The sequence below is a fragment of the Xanthovirga aplysinae genome (genome assembly GCF_009711365.1).
Classification (GTDB): domain Bacteria; phylum Bacteroidota; class Bacteroidia; order Cytophagales; family Cyclobacteriaceae; genus Xanthovirga; species Xanthovirga aplysinae.
This window is the reverse complement of the sequence record NZ_SMMB01000092.1, coordinates 1-319: the sequence shown is the minus strand read 5'-3', so window position 1 is coordinate 319 and position 319 is coordinate 1. Positions and strand designations below refer to the sequence as shown.

At 43.3% G+C, this 319-nt stretch carries 1 protein-coding gene; it reads right to left on the bottom strand.

Features of this window, described 5'->3' with window-relative positions:
• Positions 1–319, bottom strand: a 319-nt coding sequence (locus E1171_RS23080; protein ID WP_222931263.1) for a hypothetical protein, incomplete at both ends; no start/stop codon positions are given.

Sequence of the window (319 nt, the reverse complement as noted above, 5' to 3'; positions counted from 1 at the left end):
TTATAATCTCCAGGGAATACTTTTGCATCTAGGTGAGTGAGGAAGGTCTCACTATCGGTCCCTCCTGTTCCATCTTCATTCCCCATAAAGGCACGGGTAAATCCATTTCCCGTCGAGTTAGCTAAATAAAGGGCTCTATAGGTTCCAAAACCTTTAACGAAAAGATCAGTTTTTCCGTCTCCATTGAAGTCTCCAAGGTAAATTTTTGCATCAGGGTGGGTAAAGAAACTTTCACTGTCAGTTCCCCCGACACCATCTCCATTTCCCATAAAAGCACGGGTAAAACCACTGCCTGATGCATTAGCTAAATACAAAGCTC